This is a genomic window from Streptomyces sp. NPDC091682 (assembly GCF_044756625.1).
Classification (GTDB): Bacteria; Actinomycetota; Actinomycetes; order Streptomycetales; family Streptomycetaceae; genus Streptomyces.
Window position 1 is genome coordinate 17,471 of the sequence record NZ_JBIVTH010000025.1, and the last position, 18,236, is coordinate 35,706.

Here is an 18,236-nt window from a genome sequence, read left to right on the forward strand (position 1 = left end):
GGACGTGGGAGGCGGCCGTGGTGGGCAGACGTGGCAAGTAGGCAGGACGAGCAGGCATGACGGACCGCGCGGTGGGGAGTGAGCGGACCATGAGCAGTGACGAGGGCGTCGGCGTGCGTGCGGGCCTGGGGGCCGGCGGGGCCGGGCGGGGACTGTGGGTCGAAGAGCCGGCCCGGCGGCGCCGGATGCCGGATTCGGTACGGACCTCCGCGGTGCGGGCGGTGTTGATCGTGGCCGTGACCCTGACGCAGGCGACGATCACGTTCTTCCTGACCTTGACGGGGTCCTGGCTGGCCCTTCCGATGGGACTCGGGGCGATCGCGGGGACGATCGTGGCCACCTGGGGCGTGCTGGACGTGTGGATCACCCGACAGACCTGGAACCAGCGGTACGGGGTCCTGTCGGAGCCGAGCAGCACGGCACGCAGCCGCCGCCGGGAGGCCCGACGTGCCTCCCGGGCGGCCCGGGAGGCACGGAAGGCCGCCGTGGGCCGAATACCCCGCGAGGACGGCCCCCTGGCGGCTCCTGGCCGCTATTCCACGCGCTGACGCCCCCACGCCCGCATCGCCGCGCGTCGGGAAGCGTCGAGCGTCAGGAAACGCCGCTGCGCCGGAACATGCGGGTCGCCGTGATCTCGCCGTGGATGGTCTCCGCCTCGGCGGACTGCTGCGGCAGGCCCGGGCGCAGGTGCTCCTCGACGCTGATGTACTTCAGGCCGGCCCGCAGGTCCGCGTCGTTGCGCAGGCGGATCACCAGCGGGAACTCGGCGAGGGCCGTGGTGTCGAACAGGCCGGTCGTGTAGAGCAGCTGGACGCCCAGCGCGTCGGAAACGGCCCGCTGGAGCTCCAGCAGGTACGTGGCGTTGGCGCGGCCGATCGGGTTGTCCAGGAACAGCGTTCCCGCGTGCCGGTGCTTGTCGCGGCCGCGGTCGTTGCTGCGCAGCGCCGCCATCGTGCAGTACAGCGCGATCGCGGCGGTCAGCAGCTGCCCGCCGGAGAACACGTCGCCCATCTGCCCCACCGGCACCCGCTCGGCGCGCAGCACCGCGTCCGGCTTGAGGATCTCCACGGAGATGCCCTTGGGCTCCAGGGCCGCCTGGACACCCCTCAGCAGCAAGGACATGCCGTCACGCCGGCCCTCGCCGAAGGAGGCGCTGCTGTTCTTCTTCACGGCCGAGCGGGTCGCCTCGTCGATGACCTCGCCGAGCCGCTCGGTGAGCGTGGCCTGGTCCGGCTCATCGAAGCGGATCCGCAGGAACTCCTGGCCCGACCATTCACCGAGGCCCTCCGGGAGCTGGGAGAGCCGCTGCGCGGAGCGGAGCGTGGCCAGGGCCGATTCGACGAGGCCGCGCAGGCGGTCGACGATGCTGTCGCGGTTGCGCTCCAGCTGGGCCAGTTCGTCGGTGAGGACGCGCAGCCGGGGCGCGAAGGCCGCGGCCCAGGCCGCCGCGTGCTCGGGCAGGGCGGAGGCGGGCAGTTCGCGGATCTGCTGGCGCGCCGGGGTGCGTACCTGCTCGTAGCGGGTGGCGTTGGCGTGCCGGACCAGGATGTCGCTCGCCTCGCGCACCGCGGACTCGGCGGCCGAGAGCTCGCCCGCGCAGCCGCGCAGGGAGCGGCGGGCCTCGGCGGCGGACTGGCGGGCCTCCTCCAGGGTGCCCGCGTGGGGCACCGGCTCCTGCTCGTCGTCCTGGTGGGTGTGGTCGCGCAGCAGGTCCCGGAGCATCGCTGCGGTCTCGTCGAAGCCGCCGGCGCCGTCCTCGGCGGTGCGGTGTGCGCGCAGCAGGTCCGCGTGGGCGGCCCGAGCGCTCTCCACCGCCGCGGTGTGGGCGGCGAGCTGGGCGGTGGCCGTGCGCAGCAGGGCCTGAGCCTGCTCGACGTCCTCGGGGACGAGTTCCTCGGGGAGTTCGGTGTGCGCCTCCCCCTCGGTGGGAGCGTGCCGTTCCGCCTCGCCGCGCAGCCGGCCGAGCTGCTCGCTGGCGGTGGACGCGCGGGTCTCCAGCATCTGGACGAGGGACTCGGCGCGGGCGGCCGCGGCCTGCCGGGAGGGGCCGTCGGCGCCGTCGGTGCCTTCGAGGAGCTGGGCGGCCCGGGTACGGACCTTGTTGGTGAGGCGGTCGAGCTCGGCCAGGGCGGCGCTCTCGTCGCTCTCGGCGCGGGCCTGTTCGGCGCGCAGGTCGGCGCCGACGCCGACCTTCTCGTACAGCTGGGAGGCCGCGCGGTAGGCCTCGCGCAGGTCGGGCAGCGGCGCCCGGGGGCCGTCGCCCTCTCCGTCGGGAAGCTGGTCGGGGGCGCCGGCGATCTCGGCGCGTTCGGCGCGCAGGGCGCGGGCGGTGCGGCGGGCGTCGTCGGCGGCGCGCTGGGCGGCGCGGCGGTCCTCGTCAGCGGCGCGGGCCCGGTCCAGGCAGACCTCGGCGCGGGCCTCGGACTCGGCGGCGTCGTCGGCGAGTTCGCGGAGCTTGGCCTGCCAGCCGGCGCGCTCGCGCAGCCGGAACGCGAGCCCGGCGAGGGCGTCGGCGACGCGGCGGGCGCGCTGGGCGGTGTCCTGGCGCTCCTCGCGGACGCGGGCCGCGTCCGCGGCGGCCTCGTCGGCCTCGGCGCGGACGGTACGGGCCTCCGCGAGCTCGGCGTCGGTCTCCTCGGCGAACATCCGGGCGGCGGCGGCCGCCTCCGCGAGCTCGGTGAGGCGACCGGGCGGGCAGCCGGTGCGCCAGGAGCCGAGGCGGGCGGCGAGCTCGCGGTCACCGCCGAGGCGGGCGGCGAGGTCGCGGATCTCGGTGTCGCGGACGGCGGTGCGGGCGCGCAGGGCCTGGCGCTCCTCGTCGGCGGCGTGCTCGTCGTGCATGGCCGGGTTCGGCGGTACGAGGAACACCCCGGAGTCGACCGCGTCGCCGGCCGGCGGCAGCGGGGCCAGCAGGGCGGCGGCGGTGCCGACGGCGACGGTGGAGCGGGGCAGCAGGGCGGCGCCGGAGAGCACCTCGCGGGCCCGGCCGTGGGTGTCGGGGTCGGTGATGACGACGCCGTCGACGAGCTCGGGGCGGGCGGCGAGGACGGCGGCGTGGTCGGCGGGGTCCACGGACTGGGCGAGGTAGCGCCAGCCGGGGAGGGCGGGAATGCCGTGCTCGCCGAGGTACTCGACGGTGGCCAGGACGTCCGGGCCGGGCGGCAGCAGGCCGCCGTCGCCGAGGGCGCCGAGGATGCGGGCGTCGTCGGCTGCCGTGGTGCGCAGCTCGAAGAGCTGGCGCTCGGCGGCTGCGACCGCGTCGGTGAGCAGTTGGCGGAGGTCGTCGGCGTTCCGGTCGAGGTCGGCGACCGTGAGCCCGCCGGCTCCGGCTGCGTCGGGGCGGCCGGCGGGTCCCGCTGGGGCCGCCGGCCCGGGTCCGCCAGAGCCGTGCGCGGCGTGCGCGGCGTGCGCGGTTCCCGCCGACGCGGCCTGCGCGCCGGATCCCGCGAAGGCGCCGGCGGCGCCGCTCTGCGTGCGCGGGTGGGGAAGGAAGGAGGCGGGCACCGACGGGAGGCCCAGCAGCTCCGCCAGGCGCGGGGCGGTGGCGAGGGAGGCCGCGGCCCGGTGCTCCGCGTCGTGGGCGGCCTCGGCCGCGTCGGCGGCGTCCGCCGCACGGGCGGCGGTGAGCTCGGCACGGGATTCCGTGGCGGCGGCCTCGCGGGCGGCCTCGGCGGCGGCGCGGGCGGCCTCCCGGGACTCGTCCCAGGCGGCCACCGCGGTCTTCTCGGCATCGGTGGCGGCGAGGGCGGCACGGGCCGGGTCGGCGTCGGGGGCGGTGTCGTCGAGCCAGCCGGCACGGACGGCCTCGGCGGTCTCCTGCTGGACCTCGGCCAGCCGCGAGCGCAGGTGCTCGGCCTCGCTGCGGGCCCGCTGGGCGGCCGTGGCGGCGGCGGTTGCGTCGCGGTGGGCGGCTTCGCCGGTGGCCTGGAGGGCGGCGGAGCGCTCCTCCTCCTCGTTGGCGAGCAGCTCGCCGTGCTCGGCGGCGGTGTGCAGGGCCCGGACGAGCTCGCCGGCCGCCGTGGCGCGGGCGGCCAGCGCCGGGGCGGCGTCCCGCTCGGCCTCCAGGATCGCGGCAGCGACGCGGGCGGAGCGGTCGGCGGCGGCCCGGTGGCGCAGCACGTTCTCGGCGGCCTGCCACGCGGCGTGCAGCGTCCGGGCTTCGAGGAGTTCGCGGCGCTGGGCCGCGGCGGCCTTGTCGGCGACGGTCAGGGCCAGCGAGGCGTGCCGGTAGGCGAGTTCGGCGGAGACGGCGGCGCTGCGGGTGCGCGCGGACTCGGCGGCGGTCACCTGGTGGGCGGCGCCGGTGACCCGCTGGGCCAGGTCGGCGGCCCGGCCGCGCTCCTGGGCGGCGCGGGCGGACAGCCGCCGGGCGAGGGTGCGCGTACGGCGTTCCGCGCCCGCATGCACGTCGCGCAGCCGGGAGCGGGCTCCGGCGGCCTCGACGATGCGGGTGAGCAGGTCCACCGAGCCTGCGGTGAAGTCCCGTTCGGCCATGAGCTCGGCGCGGCGGCCGAGCTTGTTGCCGAAGCCGTGGACGAGGTCGGCGAGGCCCTCCGTGTCGCGGGTGTCGGTGACGGCGCGCAGCAGGAGGTCGGTGAAGTCGGAGTCCTTCTTGACCGCGAAGAGGCCGGCCGCCTCGCCCTCGTCCGCGTTCATTTCGCGCTGGTAGCGGAAGAGTTCGGGGTCCAGGCCGAGCTCGGTGAGGTGCTCGTTCCAGCGGTCGTGGATTTCCTCGAAGTACACCTCGAGGTGCGGGTACGCCTTGCCCGCCTCGGTGAGGGAGTCGCGGAAGCCCTTCATCGTGCGGCGGCGGCCCTGGGCCCCGGAGGCGCCTTCGACGGTCGGGCGCACGGAGGTGGCTTCGGCGACGGGCAGGCTGTCGAGGCTCAGGCCGGGGCCGGGGCGGAAGGAGTACCAGGCCTCGGCGAACTTGCGCGGGTCGTTGGAGACCTGGCGGCCGCGCCATTCGCTGACCTTGCCGACGACCACGCACTCGCCGGTCTGGGTGTGCTGCCACTCCAGGGCGACGTGACCGCAGTCGTCGGCGAGCAGGAACTTGCGCAGGACGCCGGAGCTGGCGCCGCCGAGGGTGTTGCGGTGGCCGGGGAGCATCACCGAGAAGATCAGCTTGAGGAGGACGGACTTGCCGCCGCCGTTCTCCAGGAAGAGCACACCGGCGGGCGCGGGCCGGCGCGGCGGGCCGGTGGGCTCGTCCTCGAAGAACTCCGCCTGGGTCGGCGCCGGGTGGGGCACCGGTTCGCCGACTCCGCGCAGGTCGAGCACGGTGTCGGCGTAGCGCGCACCGGCGGGCCCGATGGAGTAGAGGCGGATCCGGGACAGCTCGTACATGGCGGCGGACTCTCGTGGTGTCTTGGTGAGGCGGGACGTACGGGGATCGGGGCGCGGGCCGCGGGGGGCCCGGGGCTCATGCGTGGAACGGGAGCCCGGCGTCGGCGGCGAGTTCCAGGTCGTCGCCCTCGGGCGGCGGCAGCAGGGTGGCGGAGCCGTCGCTGACGCAGACCACGCCGAGTTCCAGGAGCTCGGCCATCGCCGCGCTGCCCGCCATGTCACGGACCTGGAGCTGGTAGCGGGGGGTCGTGCGGTAGGTGCCTCCGGCCTCGTCCCCGGTGCGCTGGAGGAAACCGGAGTCGGTGAGGAAGGCGGCCGCCTTGCCGACGATGCCGGTGGTGGATCCCGCGAGGCGGCGGGCGTCCTTGGTGGCGCCGGTCGCGCTGCGGCGGGCGTAGACGCGCCAGGCGGCCTCCAGGCCGGGGGCGTCGGAGGCCGGGTCGGTGTTCTCGCCGAGCTCCTCGGCGCGCTCCTCCAGGCGGCGACAGGTCTGCCGGACGAAGGCGTCGACGCCGTTGACGGTGATGCGGCCGATGTAGCCGTCGTCGGCGAGGTCTTCGGGGCGCGGGAAGGCCAGGGCGGCCACGGCGAGGTGCGCGAGGCCGTGCAGGAAGCGGTCGGCGGAGTCGGCGGCGGTGCGGCGGGCGTAGTCGCCCATCCGGACGGCGAAGACGGAGTCCTCGCCGGCGGCCACGGCCATGCCGGCGCGCGGGGACACCTCCAGGACCACGAGGCCGAGGCCGGTGGCGACGGCGTCGGCGAGCCGGCCGAAGGCGGGGTCCTCCCGGTAGCGGCGGAGCAGCTCCGCGTACTCGGCGTCCCGGGCGGGGAGCAGCTTGGGCTGCAGCCCGAAGGCGACGAGCCGGGCCGCGTCGGCGGCGTCCGCCGGGGTCACGGACCCTCCGGTGGCGGGCGCGACGGGAGCCGACGGCGCGTCGGGCTCGCTCCACGCGGGGTGCTCGGCGTGGTGGTCGCTCACGGGCGGGTCTCCTCGGCGGTGCGGGTCGTACGGGTGATACGGACGGTATGGGTGGTACCGCGTGGCGGTGCGGCGGCGGTCGGCCGATCCAGCCCCGCCGGCGTTTGAGCGGGGGGCACCTCCCAGCGGTAGCTGGGGGAGGGTCCGAGCAGAGCCCGGTGCCCGGCGGAGCCGGGTTTCCTGGGGCGCCGCCCCGGACCCCGCGCCTCAAACGCCGGCGAGGCTGGATGTGGCCCGGCCGGGGCGAGGGCGCGGCGGGTCACGAGGCCTCCGCGCGGTCGGCGGCCATGCCGGCGGCGTCCAGCAGGGCGGTGCCGACGATGAGGTCGGCGCCGCCGAACTCGTGGTCGTCGAGCTGCGTGCCGTCGTCCACCGCGAAGAGGAGCCGCTCCTCCCCCTGCCGGTAGGCCGTGCCGACGGCCGGGCTCGCCGCGTGGACGGCCAGCAGGGCCACCAGGTACGGCAGTTCCGGATCGCTGCGGCGGGCCTCCGCGAGGAGCCCGGACAGCCGCCGCGGGGCGTCGTGCGGCAGGTCGAGGAGCTCCATCGCGGCGGCGAGCTGCTCCTCGCTGAAGCGGCTGTCGTCCGGGGTGGCGATGAGGTCCGGCTCGGGCATCTCCGCGCCGAGGTGCTCGCGCTCGACGGGCGGGGTCAGCAGGATCTCGACGAGGTCGGCCACCCGCACCGAAACGGGCGTGCGCAGCCCGGCGCCGGAGGCGAAGAAGGCGGTGGTCACCCGGCTCGCCTGCTCCAGGGGGAGCGGCAGCAGCGGGGCGACGAGCTGGCCGTACAGGTCGATGCCGGAGCGGGGTGCCGGGGCGGCGAAGGCCTGGCGGTCCTGTTCGGCGCGGAACAGCGGGCCGGCGTCCAGCAGCCGGGACTGGAGCTGGGTGTGCCGGCGGATGCAGTCCTTGACGATGTCGACGAGCTCGGCCGCGCGCCGCTTGTTCTCCGGCTCCTCCGCCTCGTCGCGCGCCTTGCGGATGTTGGTCAGGATCGCGTTCTCGTGGCGGTAGCGGTCGGCGACGTGGTCCAGCGCCTCGGCGATCATGTCGGGCACGGCCCGCAGCCAGTCCACCGCCCGGACGTTGCGGCGCGTGGCGTCCAGCGTGCGGCGCAGGGTCTCGGCGTACTGGACCGTGCGGTAGCGGGCCTGCTCGGCGGCGAGCTGGGCGTCCGCCAGCCGGCCGCGGCTGATCAGCACCTCCAGCTTGACCTCGGCGGCGATCTGGGCGCTGGTGACGTCCGTGTCGAGGGCGCCGACGAGGACGTTGACGGCCTCGTCGGTGGTGCGCAGGTAGACCACGCCGCCGTAGCCGGGGACCTCTTCGATCAGCTTGAAGTCGTAGTCCCGGCGCACGTAGACGCCGTCAGGGCCGAAGGTGCCGTAGATCGCGCGGAAGCCGCGGTCCACGCTGCCGACGTTGATCAGGTTCTCCAGCACCCAGCGGGCCACCCGCTCGTGCTCGGCCGCCGGGCGGGCGGGGGCCTGGGCCGCGACGCGCGGCAGCAGCCTGGCCACTATCTGTTCGTGGTCGGCGCCCGTGTCGAAGTCCATGTTGAGCGTGACCAGGTCGATCGCGGCCAGGGCGACCTCCGCCATCGCGTAGACCCCGTACTCGCCGGCCAGATTGGCTTTGCGGACGTCGAGGTCGTGCAGCGGGGCGGTGCAGGCGAGGGCGCGCAGCCGCCGGGCCAGGCCCTCGTCGGCGGCCGGGCCCGGCGCCGGGGACGGAAGGGTCTTCGCCGGGGCAGGGAGAGTCACGGACAAAGACTAGGTCCTGTTGCTGACAACATCCCAAACGGCATGGTTCGGCCGGATCGTCCCGGCATCCGCCACGGCCGCCTGCTCTACGCTCGGCGCATGGCTTCCATGATCGCATCCGCTCGCGTGATCGACCTCAACGCCGACCTCGGCGAGGGCTTCGGGCGCTGGACGCTCACCGACGACGAGGCCCTGCTCTCCGTCGTCACGAGCGCCAATGTGGCCTGCGGCTTCCACGCCGGTGACCCGTCCATCATGCGCCGGGTCTGCGAACGGGCCGCGGAGCGGGGGGTGCGGATCGGCGCGCAGGTGTCCTACCGCGATCTGGCCGGCTTCGGGCGGCGCTCCATGGACGTGCCGCCGGGCGAGCTCGCCGACGAGGTGGCCTACCAGATCGGGGCGCTGGAGGTGTTCGCGCGGGCGGCCGGCTCCCGGGTGTCGTACGTGAAGCCGCACGGCGCGCTCTACAACCGCACCGTGCACGACGCGGGCCAGGCCGCCGCCGTCGTCGCGGGCGTCCGGCTGGCGGCCGGGTCCGGTGCCACCGGGGGCCTGCCGGTGCTGGGGCTGCCCGGGTCGCTGCTGCTCGCCGCCGCCGAGGAGGCCGGCCTGCCCCCCGTACCGGAAGCCTTCGCCGACCGCGCCTACACGCCGGCCGGGACGCTGGTCCCGCGCGGCGAGCCGGACGCCGTGCTGCACGACCCGGACGCGGTCGTGGCGCGGGCCGTCCGGATGGCGGCCGAGGGGGCGGTGACGGCGGCCGACGGGTCGCCGGTCCCGGTGGCCGCGCGCTCGCTGTGCCTGCACGGGGACACCCCCGGGGCGGCCGGGCTCGCCCTCCGGGTCCGGGAGGCGCTGGGCGCGGCCGGGGTCCGGGTGGAGGCCTTCGCGTGAGGCCCCTCGTGGTGGGGGGCGGGGCGCTGCTGATCGAACTGGACTCGGCGGACGAGGTCGCAGCCCTCCACGCCGAGCTGCTGCGCCGCCGGGACGCGGGCGGGCTGGGTCCCGTACGGGACCTCGTGCCGGCCGCGCGGACCGTACTGCTGGACGGCGTGAGGGATCCGGCGGCGCTCGGTGCCGAGATCGCACGGTGGGAGGTGCCGCCGCTCGCGCCGACGCAGGGGCCGCAGGTCACCGTCCCGGTGCGGTACGACGGCCCGGACCTGGTGGAGGTGGCCCGGCTGTGGGGGGTCGCCCCGCGGGAGGTCCCGGGGATCGTCGGCAGGGCCGTCTTCCGGGTGGCCTTCTGCGGTTTCGCGCCGGGCTTCGGCTACCTGACGGGGCTGCCGGAGCGGTTCCGCGTCCCCCGCCGCGGGACGCCCCGTACGGCCGTCCCGGCGGGCTCGCTGGCGCTGGCCGGGGAGTACGCGGGCGTGTACCCGCGCTCCTCCCCCGGCGGCTGGCAGCTGATCGGCTCCACGGACGCGGTGCTCTGGGATCCGCAGCGGGAACCGGCGGCGCTCCTCGCGCCCGGGGTGCGGGTGCGGTTCATCGAGGAGGACGGCCGTGGCTGAGGGGCTGCTGGTGGTGCGGCCGGGGGCGCTGACGACGGTCCAGGACCGGGGCCGCCCGGGCTACGCGCACCTGGGGGTCCCGCGCTCGGGAGCCCTCGACACGGCGGCGTACGCGCTGGCCAACCGGCTCGTCGGGAACGCGCCGGGCGCGGCGGCGCTGGAGACGACCCTGGACGGGGTCGGGCTGCGGGCCCTGGCTGCGACCACCGTGGCGGTCACGGGCGCGCCCTGTCCGGTACGGGTCTGCGGTCGCCCGGTGGCCTGGGGGGCGCCGGTCCGGCTCCCGGCCGGGGCGGAGCTGGAGGTGGGCCGCGCGGAGTCGGGAGTGCGCGGCTACGTCGCGGTGCGGGGAGGCCTGGTCGGCCCGCCGGTCCTGGGCAGCCGCTCCACGGACCTGCTGTCCGGGCTGGGGCCGCCGGTCCTGTCGGCCGGGACGCTGCTGCCGGTGGGCCCGCCGGGCCCGGATCCGTCCCCCGGGGCGGATGCCTGCGGCCTGCCCGGGCCGCCTGCGGTGCTGCTGCTCCCGCTGCGGCTGGGGCCGCGGGCGGACTGGTTCACCGGGGCTTCCCTCGCCGGGCTGTGGCGCTCGGAGTTCCGCGTATCGGCGGCGTCCAACCGCATCGGCGTGCGCACGGAGGCGGGCACCCCGCTGGCCCGCGCCCGGACGGGCGAGCTGCCCAGCGAGGGCATGGTGCTGGGCGCGGTCCAGGTGCCGCCGGACGGGATGCCGGTGGTGTTCCTGGCCGATCACCCGGTGACGGGCGGCTACCCGGTGGTGGGCGTGGTCCCGCCGGGCCCGGCCCTGGACGCGGCGGCGCAGGCCCGGCCGGGGATCCCAGTCAGGTTCGTGAGGTCCCGGTGAAACGTTTTCGGGGGCTGCGGCCAAGTACGGAGTGAGGGGACCGACCGGGTCCCCGCGCAGGGGAGGAACCGGGTGCGCAGCCCACGACACGAGACCGGGCCGCCGGATCTCAGCACGCCCGAAGGGTTCGGGGCGTTCTACGAGGAGCACATCGACGCCGTGCTCGGGTTCGTCACCCGCCGGGTCGCCGACCCGCACCTGGCGGCGGATCTGACGGCGGACATCTTCCTCGCGGCGATGGGATCGGCCTCCGGCTACCGGCCCCACAGGGGAGCACCGATCGCCTGGCTGTTCGGCATAGCCCGCAACGTCCTGTCGGGCCACGCCCGCGGGCTCGCCCGCGAGAGCGGCGCCCTGGCGCGGCTGAGCGGCCGCCGCCTCCTGGAGGACGAGGACGTAGCGGCCCTGGAGGAACGGATCGATGCCCAGCGGGCCTTCAGGGTCCTGGCGGAGCGTCACTCCGCCCTTTCCGAGCCGTTGCGCGCGGCCCTCGACCTCGTGGTCATCGACGAACTCACCCCGGCCGAGGCCGCCCAGGCCCTCGGCGTCACCCAGGCGACCGTCCGCGTCCGCCTCCACCGGGCCCGCCGCGCGCTGCGCGGGACCGGGACCGCCGTCACCGAAACGCAGTTGGAGGCAGCCCGATGAGCACCAGGCCCGGCGGGTTCGAGGACCGGCTCAAGGCGGCGCTGCTGGCCCGTCTCCCGCAGGAGGCTCCGGCCCCGGCTCCCGCCCGCTCCCTGACCCGCCGCTACGGCATCCCGCTCGCGGTGGGCATCGCGACGGCCGTCGTCCTCGCCGTGATGGCCCTGCCCGGCAGTACCCGCAACGGCTCGCTGCCGTCGGTCGGTCCCACCGGCTCGCCGAGCCCTTCGACCACGGACGCGCCCGAGATCAAGAAGGACCCGGACGGCTCGCTCCGGTTCAAGATGCCCGAGCAGCAGCAGGTCCCGGCCCTGGCCGACCGGCTCAAGGAACTGGGGGTCGAGGTCGCGCTGGTCCCGAAGCGGCCGCTGTCCCAGTGCACCTCCGAGCTCATACGCGGGGGCTTCGACCCGATGGGCGACCCCGAGGCCGTGGTCCTGCAGCAGGGCGATGACGGGTGGTTCTTCAAGGTCAACGCGAAGACGGTCCCGCCGGGCTACAAGCTCGCGTTCTCGTCGGCGGAGCACTACCCGCTGGGCGATCGGAGGACCGACTTCAACGTGGTGGAGCCGGCCAGGATCCCGTCCTGCACGCTCGACTACTCGGAGGGCCTGGAGGAAGCACTGAAAGCGCGCTCCGAGCCCCCGAAGGACCCCGGCAGGACCATCGAGATCCCCGCGCCCGGGCTCGCCGATCTGCCGGAGGTGGTCCGGAGCCTGCAGGAACAGGGGGTCAGCGTCGCGGTGACCCAGTTGAAGCCCCGGTCGGAGTGCACGCACCTGGGCCGCGGGTACCGCCACGCCGGTAGGCAGGCCGACCCCGAGACCGAACTGACCCGGGGGCGGGAGGAGGGCACGTTGAGGATCAACTCCAAGACGGTGCCTCCGGGGTACACCCTCGTCCTCAAGAAGCCGGTGAGCGGGTCCGACCCCGGCGCCACGGTCGGTTACGGCGTGCAGAAGACGTCCGAGGTCACCGCCTGCGAGATCGACCCCCTCTTGCTGGGCGGGTGACACCCTCTTCGCGATGAGCCCCGGACGCCCCGGACGCCCCGGCCTTCCTCAGGCCGGGGCGTCCGCGCGCCTGCGACCCGCTACACGGCGGACTCCGGGGCGATGCGGCTGCGGACGGCCGACTGGACGTCCTCCTCCTCCGCGGGATCGGCGGCCAGGCGGCGCAGCCGGGGCGCCACGCGGGCGTCGGCCGTCTCGGCGTGGTGGGCCGCCACCTCGCGGGTGGTCTCCTCGCAGTCCCACAGGCACTCGACGGCGAAGCCCGCCGCGAAGGAGGGGTCGGTGCTGGCCAGGGCCTTGGCGGCCCGGCCGCGCAGGTGGGACGAGGCGGTCTCGCGGTAGATGTGGCGCAGCACGGGGGCCGCGCAGCCGACGGCGAGCCGGCCGGCCCCGTCCACCAGGGCGAACAGGCGCCGGGTGTCGGGGCCCGCTCCGCGCACGGTGGAGCGCAGGGCGCCCAGTACCAGGCCCGCGTCCTCGGCTCCGCCGCGGGCGGCCAGGATGGCCGCGGCGGCCTCGCCGAGCGCGTCGGGGCGGTGGACCCAGCGTCGGGCCCGTTCGACGGCCTCCGGACCGCACATGCGCTCGTAGGCGGCCACGGCGGGCTCGTCGGCGGCGGCTTCGATGAGGTCCAGCACGGCCGGGTTCTCCGGCTCGGCGAGGACCAGGTGGTGCAGGGCGGTGGCCCGGGCGGCCTCGCCATCGGCGCCGGCGGCGGCCGCGAGGATGGCGGAGCGGTCCTCGGGCTGGGCCACGGCGGCGAGGCAGCGGGCCGCGGGGACGTGCAGCGGGGTACCGCGGCGCAGTCCGTCGGCGGCCCAGTCGAAGACGGCCTGGACGCCCCAGCCGGGCCGGGGCCCGCTCGGGGTCATCTGGCGCTGCCAGCGGTCGAAGGAGCCCTGCTGACGGGCGGCGCGCAGGCGCTCCCCGTACTGGGGGGTCTCCTCCCACAGGCACCACGGGCGGGGCTCGTAGGCGTCACGGACGGCGGCGGCCAGCCGCGCCTCGCCCTCCACCGTGGCGGGGAAGCGGGCGAGGACGGCCGGGGCCAGGGACCGCAGGCCCTCGTCGTCGTCGCGCAGGGCCAGCTCGTCGAGCGCCCAGGCCCAGTTCGCCCCGGAGGCGGCGTAGCGGCGCAGCAGCATGAGCGCGTCGTCGCGGCCGTAGGAGGCCAGGTGCCCCAGGACGGACAGGGCGAGGCCCGTGCGGTGGTCCTCTTCGTCGACGAGGTCGTCGGCGCTGAAGAGGTGGGCCTCGATCTCGCCCAGCGGACCGGCGAGGTCCAGGTACAACCGGGCGTAGTACAAGGAGCGGTTCTCGACCTGCCAGTCCTGGCGCGGGTCGCGGAGCACGCACTGGTTGAGGGCCTCGAGGGCCTCCGCCCTGGGTGCCGCGAGTGCGTGCAGCGTGCCGTCGCCGCGGCCTCGCTGAAGGAGACCGAGCAGGGTACCGCTCGGTGCTATGACTGGTTCGAACATGGGAATGGCCTCAAATCAAGCTGGGGACGCAACCGGGAATCGGAATTCACAGGGCCGCGTAACAGCATGTGAGGACGTCCGCCGTCATGTTCCGCTCGATGTAGACCATTGCCTTCTCACTCTCGTCGGTGCTTCGTGACCATGGAGGCCGGGCCGGCCGGTGCACGCTTCGTGTCTCGCCCGCTTCTGCCCGTCCCCCGTGCTCGCGAATCGAATCCGACGCCATGATGACCCAGCCGGTTTGTGCGCCGCGACCACATTTATGGCCGCCGTGACCAACCTGTGAGGTCGGGACGTGTCCGGGCCCGGCCAGATCCTAGGTAAAACCGGACTACTCGGCTCCGAAAAGTTCCAGCAGGTCGGCCTTGGCGAACATGCGCGCCGTGTCCACGGCGGAGGGGGTTCCGGCCTTCGGGTCGGCCCCACCGGCGAGCAGGGCGCGGATGACGGCCTCCTCGCCCTTGAAGACCGCACCGGCGAGCGGGGTCTGGCCGCGGTCGTTGGCGCGGTCGGCCTCGGCGCCGCGGGCCAGCAGGACCGACACGGCTCCGGCGTGGCCGTGGTAGGCGGCGAGCATGACCAGGGTGTCGCCGCGGTCGTTGGTGAGGTTCGCCGGGACCCCGGCGTCCAGGTAGGCGGTGAGCGCCTCGGTCTCGCCCTGGCGGGCGAGGTCGAAGATCTTGGTGGCCAGCTCGATGACGTCCTCGTCGGGGACGTCCTGGGAACCGGAACCCTCGGCTGCGCGCTCGCTCATGGTCCGTACCGCCTTTCACTCGTTGCTGACATGGTCCGCCCGCCCGTCACGACGTGGAAGACCCGGTCGGGGGCCGGGCGGGCAGGGGGGTGCACGGCGCTGCGTCCGTACGGGTGAATCGTCAGAGTAGCGCCCTGGCCTGCACATGTCCGGGTCGGGCCGAGGCAATGATCACCTTCGACCCCCTGCGCGCCGGGCGTGCCGACCGGACGGGGCCGGTCAAGTGAAAAACCATTGAATTCACCCATATGCACCTTTTGTCGCATTGATACTTCCTGTGAGCCTGGAAGAACTGATGGTGACTGTCCCCACCAACCGGGAGAAAACGTCATGGTCCTGTCCATCTCAGGCGTGGTCCTGCTCGGCATCATCTGCTTCCTCTTCTTCAAGAAGGACGGGATGAAGCTGACGCACGCGTTCGTCTGCGCGCTCTTCGGCTTCTTCCTCGCCGGCTCCGCCATCGCCCCGAGCATCACGGCGAGCACGGCGAGCCTCGCGAGCCTGCTCGGCGGGATCAAGCTCTAGCCCGGCCATCGCGCAGCGACACCAGCACCACCCGGAACACCGTCACACCACAACTCCAGGAGACGCCCGTGGCCCGGCGCCCACTTCCCCGCATCCTCAGCAGCGGCAGCACGTCGCTGGCCCGGGGCCGCGACCTCGCTCGCACGGTCGCCGACAGTGCCACGGACGTCCTCCATCCTCTCCTCGTGATCGGACGCGGCCTGCGCATCCTGGCCGCGGCCGGGCGGCGCCGTTGGTCCCAGACCCCCAAGGACAAGCGTGGTCCCGCGCTGTTCCTGGGAGCCGCCTGCGTCCTCGTGGTCGCACTCCTCCCCTACGGTCCCCTGCTCGCCCTGCTCACCCTCATGGCGGCGGCGGCCTGGCACGGACGCGAGCGCACCCCGACGAAGACCGGACCCAGCGATGCCGAGACCGAACGGCTCGGCTCCCTCTACGAAGCCCTCGTGCCGTACTTCTCCATCCCGGAAGACCCGAGTCCGCTCTTCGCCCACGGCGGGGACTGGGACAAGGCCTTCAGCGACTACGGGTTCGACGGGGCGGGCCGCATCACCCGGCTCCGCATCCGCTACCCGGCCTACTTCACCGACGGCGAGGCCACCTCACGGGCCCGGATCGAGGCACTGCTGCACGCCAAGTCCGGGCGGGGACGGGAGTACCTCTTCGACTGGGACGAGGAGGGCAACCAGCTCGACCTGAGGGTGCTGGAGGCGCTTCCGACGGGCATCGCCGCCCAGCCGTTCGTCACCTCCCCCGGCGAGACCGTGCTCGGCTTCACCGACGCCGGCGGCGTGCGGCGCACCCTGCCCGTCCTGGAGGACGACGAGCCCCGCGACGTGCCGCCGGTGATCTGGCGCACCGGGCCCCGCTCCGCCGAGCCCCACCTGCTGGCCGTCGGCCAGCCCGGCAGCGGCGCCTCCACCCTGCTGCGCTCCGTCGCCCTGCAGGCCCTGCGGCACGGGGGCGACGTACTGATCGTCGACGGCGGCGGCAACGGCGACTACTCCTGCCTCTCCGGCCGCAGTGGCGTCCTCGCCGTGGAATGCGGACCGGTCGGGGCACAGGCCACGCTGGAATGGGCAGCGCAGGAGACCGAACGGCGGCTCATCGCCACCCACCGGGCCCGGGAGGTCGGACGGCCCGCACCGGAGGACACCGGCCGGCCCTTGTGGATCCTGCTGGACCAGCCGAGCGTGCTGGCCCACCTCTCCGTCGCCGGCGGCGGCCCCGACCCGCTGGCCCAACTCCAGGTGCCGCTGCGGCACGGACGGCCCGCGCACGTCACCGTGGTGGTGGCCGAGCAGTTCGGGCACCTGGAACTGCTGCACGACGCGGTCTGGCAGCACACCCGGGCCCGCGTCGTCCTCGGGCCCGCCACGGTCCACCAGGTCGCCGACGTACTAGGGCTGGCGCCGCACACCACCCCGACGGCACAGGTGCCGCCGGGGCGCGGGTACGCCCGGCTCGGCACCGGGCCCGTGCACCGGCTCCAGGTGCCCGCCACCCCGGACCCGTACGACGAGGCCGCGCACCCCGCGTACCGCCAGGCCGTGCTCGAGCTACTGCCTGATCGCCTCGCGCCCGGCGGGAGCGGTGGGCGGGACCAGGGCACGCCGACCAAGCCGCTCCAGGGGCAGCCGCCGGCGCAGGGGCCGGCTCTGAACGCCCCGGAGGTGCCGGAAGTGCCGGCCGAGGCTTCGTAGGCCGGTCGTGGCGGGCTACGCCACGAACGTGCGCGGCGGCTCCGCCCCGCTGCCGCCCGCGCCCGTGCCGACCAGCCGGGCCGCCGCCGCCAGCCGGGAGGCCGCTTCCTCGGCCACCGGCCCGCCCACGGTGAACGGCAGCCGGACGTAGCCCTCGAAGGCCCCGTCCACGCCGAACCGCGGCCCCGAGGGGACCCGGACCCCGACCCGCTCCCCCACTTCGGCCAGCCGGGAGCCGGAGAGCCCGCCCGCGCGGGCCCACAGGGTCAGCCCGCCCTGCGGGACCTCGAACTCCCAGTCCGGCAACTCCCGGCGGACCGCCGCGACCAGCGCGTCGCGGTTCTCCCGGGCCTGCTCGCGGCGGATCTCGACGGCCTCCTGCCAGCCCCCGGTGCGCATCAGCCAGTTCACCGCGAGCTGCTCCAGCACCGGGGTGCCCAGGTCGGCGTAGGCGCGGGCGGCGACCAGGCTGCGGATCACGTCGGGAGCCGCGCGGACCCAGCCGATCCGCATGCCCGCCCAGAACGCCTTGCTGGCCGAGCCGACCGTGATGACCGTGCTGCCGGCCGGGTCGAAGGAGCACACCGGGCGGGGCATCGCCAGGCCCGGGTCCAGCCGGAGCTCCAGCATGGTCTCGTCGGCCACCAGGACGGTGCCGGCCGAGCGGGCGGCCTCCACCATCGCGCGGCGCTGCTCCTCGGAGGCCAGGGCCCCGGTCGGGTTGTGGAAGTCGGCGACCACGTAGGCGAGGCGGGGGGCCGAATCGCGCAGCACCTGCCGCCACACGTCCATGTCCCAGCCGCGCAGGCCGTCGGCCATGGCGACGGGCACGAGGCGGACCCCGGCGGCGCGCATCAGCTGGAGGATGTTGGCGTAGGAGGGGGACTCGACGGCGATCCGCTCCCCCCGCCCGGCGAAGAGACTGCAGATGGCGTCGATGGCACCCATCGCACCGGTGGTGACCATGATCTGCTCGGGCATCGTGGGGATGCCCTGCTCGGTGTAGCGGTCGGCGAGCATCCGGCGCAGCGCGGGCAGGCCCGCCGGGTAGTCCCCGTGGGTGTGCGCGTACGGCGGCAGCTCCTCCAGGGCGCCCTGGACCGCCTTGGTGAGCCAGGGCTCGGGGGCCGGGAGCGCGGCGCAGCCGAGGTCGATCATCGAACCGAGGGACTCGGGCGGCAGTGGTTCGAGGCCCCGGGCGGGCAGCGGGTTCCCGGCGGGTACGGAGGTCCAGCTGCCGGCACCGCGTCGGGACTCCAGGAACCCCTCGCCCCGCAGGGCCTCGTAGGCGGCGGCGACGGTGGTGCGGCTGAGGGAGAGGGCGACGGCCAGTTCCCGCTCAGCGGGCAGTCGGGCGGCGACGGGGACGCGGCCTTCGAGGACGAGCAGGCGGATGCCGTCGGCGAGGGTCCGGTAGGCGGGCGGCTTGCGAGCCCCGGGGGCGCCGGGCCGCTCCTGCTGGGAGGTGATGAGGCGGGCGAGCTGTGCGGCACCGACCGCTGAGGTCCATTCGGCCATGCTGTCCGGTCCACCTTCGTCGAATTGGCCCCGCCCGACCCCGGGCGCGGCCGGTATTGGATTGCTTCCGCCCCCACACCCTGCCACGTCGGGGTCCACCGGGACCAGGGGCGGGGGGTACGCGAACGCCCGGC

At 75.4% G+C, this 18,236-nt stretch carries 14 protein-coding genes; 8 read left to right on the forward strand and 6 right to left on the reverse strand.

Going from position 1 to position 18,236, the window contains the following annotated elements:
- Positions 1-89 precede the first annotated feature (89 nt).
- Positions 90-548 (forward strand): hypothetical protein, encoded by a 459-nt coding sequence (locus tag ACIQK6_RS36530; RefSeq protein ID WP_329104223.1) that lies wholly within the window; start codon positions 90-92, stop codon positions 546-548.
- Positions 549-591: 43 nt separating this feature from the next.
- Here ACIQK6_RS36530 and ACIQK6_RS36535 read toward each other — a convergent pair whose 3' ends face one another.
- The 3 genes from ACIQK6_RS36535 to ACIQK6_RS36545 all read right to left on the reverse strand — a co-directional run bounded on the left by ACIQK6_RS36535 (position 592) and on the right by ACIQK6_RS36545 (position 8,093).
- The gene (locus ACIQK6_RS36535; RefSeq protein ID WP_402696798.1) at positions 592-5,349 is read right to left on the reverse strand and encodes a hypothetical protein; all 4,758 of its coding nucleotides are present in this window, start codon (positions 5,347-5,349) and stop codon (positions 592-594) included.
- A 76-nt stretch (positions 5,350-5,425) separates the two neighbouring features.
- On the reverse strand, positions 5,426-6,328 hold the full coding sequence (locus ACIQK6_RS36540; RefSeq protein ID WP_329104220.1) for a hypothetical protein: 903 nt from the start codon (positions 6,326-6,328) through the stop codon (positions 5,426-5,428).
- A gap of 259 nt (positions 6,329-6,587) precedes the next feature.
- Positions 6,588-8,093: a hypothetical protein gene (locus tag ACIQK6_RS36545; RefSeq protein WP_329104219.1), complete on the reverse strand. Its 1,506-nt coding sequence runs from the start codon at positions 8,091-8,093 to the stop codon at positions 6,588-6,590.
- 99 nt (positions 8,094-8,192) lie between these two features.
- Between ACIQK6_RS36545 and ACIQK6_RS36550 the strand changes: the two genes are divergently transcribed.
- The 5 genes from ACIQK6_RS36550 (at position 8,193) to ACIQK6_RS36570 (ending at position 12,127) form a co-directional block, all read left to right on the forward strand.
- Positions 8,193-8,987, forward strand: a complete 795-nt coding sequence (locus tag ACIQK6_RS36550; protein WP_402696800.1) for a LamB/YcsF family protein — start codon at positions 8,193-8,195, stop codon at positions 8,985-8,987.
- Complete coding sequence (locus tag ACIQK6_RS36555) at positions 8,984-9,607, forward strand: allophanate hydrolase subunit 1 (protein ID WP_329104218.1); 624 nt, start codon at positions 8,984-8,986, stop codon at positions 9,605-9,607. Before ACIQK6_RS36550 ends, ACIQK6_RS36555 begins: the two co-directional genes overlap by 4 nt.
- Positions 9,600-10,469: a biotin-dependent carboxyltransferase family protein gene (locus tag ACIQK6_RS36560; RefSeq protein ID WP_329104216.1), complete on the forward strand. Its 870-nt coding sequence runs from the start codon at positions 9,600-9,602 to the stop codon at positions 10,467-10,469. The genes ACIQK6_RS36555 and ACIQK6_RS36560 overlap by 8 nt, the downstream gene beginning before the upstream one ends.
- Before the next feature lie 72 nt (positions 10,470-10,541).
- Positions 10,542-11,117, forward strand: coding sequence for an RNA polymerase sigma factor (locus ACIQK6_RS36565; protein WP_402696802.1), 576 nt, complete (start codon positions 10,542-10,544; stop codon positions 11,115-11,117).
- Entirely contained in the window at positions 11,114-12,127 is a 1,014-nt protein-coding gene (locus ACIQK6_RS36570; protein ID WP_329104212.1) for a hypothetical protein, read from the forward strand. The genes ACIQK6_RS36565 and ACIQK6_RS36570 overlap by 4 nt, the downstream gene beginning before the upstream one ends.
- Before the next feature lie 80 nt (positions 12,128-12,207).
- Here the strand turns inward: ACIQK6_RS36570 and ACIQK6_RS36575 are convergent, their stop codons facing one another.
- A complete protein-coding gene (locus ACIQK6_RS36575) occupies positions 12,208-13,605 on the reverse strand; it encodes a HEAT repeat domain-containing protein (protein ID WP_329104210.1) in 1,398 nt (465 codons plus the stop codon).
- 331 nt (positions 13,606-13,936) lie between these two features.
- Complete coding sequence (locus tag ACIQK6_RS36580; RefSeq protein WP_402696804.1) at positions 13,937-14,359, reverse strand: ankyrin repeat domain-containing protein; 423 nt, start codon at positions 14,357-14,359, stop codon at positions 13,937-13,939.
- A 330-nt stretch (positions 14,360-14,689) separates the two neighbouring features.
- Between ACIQK6_RS36580 and ACIQK6_RS36585 the strand changes: the two genes are divergently transcribed.
- Both ACIQK6_RS36585 and ACIQK6_RS36590 read left to right on the forward strand, forming a co-directional pair.
- Positions 14,690-14,884 carry a hypothetical protein gene (locus tag ACIQK6_RS36585; protein ID WP_007262923.1) on the forward strand — a complete coding sequence of 65 codons (195 nt, stop codon included), beginning with the start codon at positions 14,690-14,692 and terminating at the stop codon, positions 14,882-14,884.
- A 68-nt stretch (positions 14,885-14,952) separates the two neighbouring features.
- Complete coding sequence (locus tag ACIQK6_RS36590) at positions 14,953-16,584, forward strand: hypothetical protein (protein ID WP_329104206.1); 1,632 nt, start codon at positions 14,953-14,955, stop codon at positions 16,582-16,584.
- 15 nt (positions 16,585-16,599) lie between these two features.
- Here ACIQK6_RS36590 and ACIQK6_RS36595 read toward each other — a convergent pair whose 3' ends face one another.
- A complete protein-coding gene (locus ACIQK6_RS36595) occupies positions 16,600-18,102 on the reverse strand; it encodes a PLP-dependent aminotransferase family protein (RefSeq protein ID WP_329104204.1) in 1,503 nt (500 codons plus the stop codon).
- Positions 18,103-18,236: the final 134 nt, after the last annotated feature.

Excerpts from the sequence above, each read along its gene's own strand:
- ACIQK6_RS36530 (WP_329104223.1), top strand. The coding sequence starts at position 90 with ATGAGCAGTGACGAGGGCGTCGGCGTGCGTGCGGGCCTGGGGGCCGGC.
- ACIQK6_RS36535 (WP_402696798.1), bottom strand. The coding sequence starts at position 5,349 with ATGTACGAGCTGTCCCGGATCCGCCTCTACTCCATCGGGCCCGCCGGT.
- ACIQK6_RS36550 (WP_402696800.1), top strand. The coding sequence starts at position 8,193 with ATGGCTTCCATGATCGCATCCGCTCGCGTGATCGACCTCAACGCCGAC.
- ACIQK6_RS36570 (WP_329104212.1), top strand. The coding sequence starts at position 11,114 with ATGAGCACCAGGCCCGGCGGGTTCGAGGACCGGCTCAAGGCGGCGCTG.
- ACIQK6_RS36575 (WP_329104210.1), bottom strand. The coding sequence starts at position 13,605 with ATGTTCGAACCAGTCATAGCACCGAGCGGTACCCTGCTCGGTCTCCTT.
- ACIQK6_RS36580 (WP_402696804.1), bottom strand. The coding sequence starts at position 14,359 with ATGAGCGAGCGCGCAGCCGAGGGTTCCGGTTCCCAGGACGTCCCCGAC.
- ACIQK6_RS36585 (WP_007262923.1), top strand. The coding sequence starts at position 14,690 with ATGGTCCTGTCCATCTCAGGCGTGGTCCTGCTCGGCATCATCTGCTTC.
- ACIQK6_RS36595 (WP_329104204.1), bottom strand. The coding sequence starts at position 18,102 with ATGGCCGAATGGACCTCAGCGGTCGGTGCCGCACAGCTCGCCCGCCTC.